2 protein-coding genes are annotated in these 2909 nt (G+C 72.7%); both read left to right on the top strand.

Annotated features, from left to right (window positions below; all coding sequences use genetic code 11):
* On the top strand, nt 1–1965 hold a 1965-nt coding region (locus AB0C29_RS41505), incomplete at its 5' end, for a Mur ligase family protein (RefSeq protein ID WP_360832762.1).
* A 536-nt stretch (nt 1966–2501) separates the two neighbouring features.
* On the top strand, nt 2502–2909 hold a 408-nt coding region (locus tag AB0C29_RS41500; RefSeq protein ID WP_360832759.1), incomplete at its 3' end, for a serine/threonine-protein kinase.

Below are 2909 nucleotides of genomic sequence, written 5' to 3'. Positions count from 1 at the left end.
GCGCCGGTCGTGGTCAAGCCGCGGCAGGGCCGTCAGGGCGAGCACGTGGTGCTCAACCTGCGCACGCCCGAGGAGGTCGAACGGGCGTACACGGCCGCGGGCGGCGACGTGGTGGTCGAACGGCAGTTCGCCGGCCGGGACTACCGCGTGCTGGTCGTCGCGGGTGAGGTGGTGGCCGCCGCCGAACGGGTCGCGGCCCATGTGGTCGGCGACGGCGAGAGCACGGTGGCCGACCTGGTGGCGCTGACCAATGCGGACCCGCGGCGCGGGGTGGGGCACGCCCGGGTGCTGACCCGCATCGAGCTGGACGCCAACGCTCTGATCGCGCTGAACCGGCAGGGCTGCACGCCCGGCACCGTGCCCGCGGCCGGGCGCCAGGTGTGGCTGCGCGACAACGCCAACCTGTCCACCGGCGGCACCGGCAGCGACGTCACCGACCGGGTGCACCCCGACGTGACCCGGCTCTGCCTGCGCGTCGCCGCCCTGGTCGGGCTGGACATCGCCGGCATCGACCTGCGGCTGGCCGACATCGCCGCGCCGCTGCCGCCGACCGGCGACCCCGACGAGCTGGGCGCCGGGGTGATCGAGGTCAACGCCGTACCCGGGCTGCGCATGCATCTCGCGCCCGTGCGCGGGCGCTCCCGCGACGTCGGGGACGCGATCGTGCGGGCGATGTTCCCCGGCGGTTCCGACGGGCGGATCCCGACCGTGGCCGTGACCGGCACCAACGGCAAGACCACCGTGACCCGGCTGGTCGCGCACCTGCTGGCCGGCACCGGTCTGCGGGTGGGCGTGGCCAGCAGCGACGGGGTCGCGATCGACGGCCGGGTGGTGCACGTCGGTGACGCCACCGGGCCGCGCTCGGCGCAGATGGTGCTGGGCGACCCAGGGGTCCAGGCGGCGGTCCTGGAGACCGCCCGCGGCGGCACGCTGCGCCGGGGCCTGGGGTACGACCGGACCGACGTCGGCGTGCTCACCAACATCACCGCCGACCACCTGGGCCAGGACGGGCTAAAGTCGATCGAGGACCTGGCCCACGTCAAGGCGCTCATCGCCGAGCGGGTCCGCGACGGCGGCACCCTGGTGCTCAACGCCGACGACCCGTGGATCCGCAGCATCGCCGAGCGGCCCCGGGTCCGCGCCGACCGCAAGCGCGTCGTCTGGTTCGGCACCGACAGCCGGCAGCCGGTGCTGGCCGAGCACCTGGGCCGGGGCGGGACGGCGTACGTGCTCCAGGACGGCTGGCTGGTGCAGGCCACCGGCGGCCGGCGCACCCCGTTGCTGCGCGTCGCGGACGTGCCCGGCTCGTTCGGCGGAGCGGCGTCGTACGCGGCCGTCAACGCCCTCGCCGCGGCGGCTGCCGCCCGGGCTCTCGGCGCTCCGCCGGACGTGGTGGCCGAGCGGCTGGCCGCCTTCGAGCCGCGGGTCGACAACCCGGGCCGGGCCACGCTGCTGCGCCTCGACGAGGTGACTCTGTTCGTGGACTACGCGCACAACCCGGCGGCGATCGCGACCGTCCTGCGGACGCTGCACCGGCTCTGGGGTCCGCAGCGGTGCCTGGCCACGGTCACGCTGCCCGGCGACCGCCGCGATGACCTGCTGGCCGCCTCGGCCCAGGTGCTCGCGGACGGCGTCACCCGGGCCGTGCTCTACGACGACGAGGACCCGCGCGGCCGGGCGCCGGGGGAGGTGTCCGCGCTGGTGGAACGGGAGATGCGCGGGCGCCGGCCGCTCATCCAGGTCGTCCGGACCCCGGGCTACCGGGCGGCAGTCGACGCGGCGTTGCGGCTGGCCGTCCCGGGCGACGTGATCCTCGTGCTCTACGAGAAGCTCGCGCCGATGCTGAACCACCTCGAGAGCCTGGGCGCCGTGCCCGCCGACTCCGCTGTGGTGCACGCCGAACGGCTCTCCGCGCACCCGGGCCGCACGGTCACGCGGACACCTCGGGCAGCCGTTTCCCCATAGTGGTCCCTGGATCGGGTGATTTATCAGCAACGCTGGGGGCTTGCGGCAACAAAGAATGATCGTCGCCGGGAAATCACCCGATCGGGCGGGGTTGCCCAGGTCATTGCCCTGCGGCAATCATCACGCTGGGTATAGATGAGCGCCACTCATGATCTCGCCATTGTCTCTTTGCGTGATGCAAACGCGACTGCACGTGCAGAATCCGTAGTGGAATCGCGAGATTCGTTATCCAGCCGCAAGTTCCGACGAAGCGGGCATACGGCCCAGCGCTATTTGGCATGACCATCTATACAGCTCTGACCAGGCATTCTGTCCTCGGCGCCGACTGCCCACCACCGGCGAACAGTGCGGAACAGAGCGTGACGACGCCCAGCTCATCCGGGTTGTCGAGGAGTCGAGACCTGGCCGATCGTCCGCTAACATCCTCGCCGTCGATGGGGAATGCTCGGTCCAACGGCGGACCGACAACCGCCCCGGCATCAGCACGCATGGCGGTGCAGTGCTGATGTTTCTTCCGATCGCGCATGTGGGGGCACATGAGCACGACGGACCTGCCCGGTTCGAGTCTGCTGGCCGGTCGCTACCGACTGGTCGAGCGGCTCGGCGCCGGCGGGATGTCAGTGGTCTGGCGAGGGTTCGACGAAGTGCTCGGCCGGCAGGTCGCGGTGAAGGTCCTGCCGCCCTCGACGAGCACCGACCCCTCGTTCCGACGCCGACTCCGCGCGGAGGCCCAGGCCGCCGCACGACTGAGCCACCCGCACATCACCAACGTCTACGACTACGGCGAGGCGACCACCGTCGACGGTGAGCCGGTCCCGTACGTCGTCATGGAGCTCGTCGACGGCGAGTCGCTGGCGGCCGTCCTGGCCCGCTCGCGCCGGCTCCCGTGGCCGGCCGCCGTGCGCATCTCCTCCGAGGTCGCGGCCGCACTGGCGGCCGCGCAC

It is taken from the genome of Actinoplanes sp. NPDC048791 (assembly GCF_040650095.1).
Taxonomy (GTDB): domain Bacteria; phylum Actinomycetota; class Actinomycetes; order Mycobacteriales; family Micromonosporaceae; genus Actinoplanes.
Note: the sequence above shows the minus strand (reverse complement) of the source record. Positions and strands in the feature narration are given on the sequence as shown.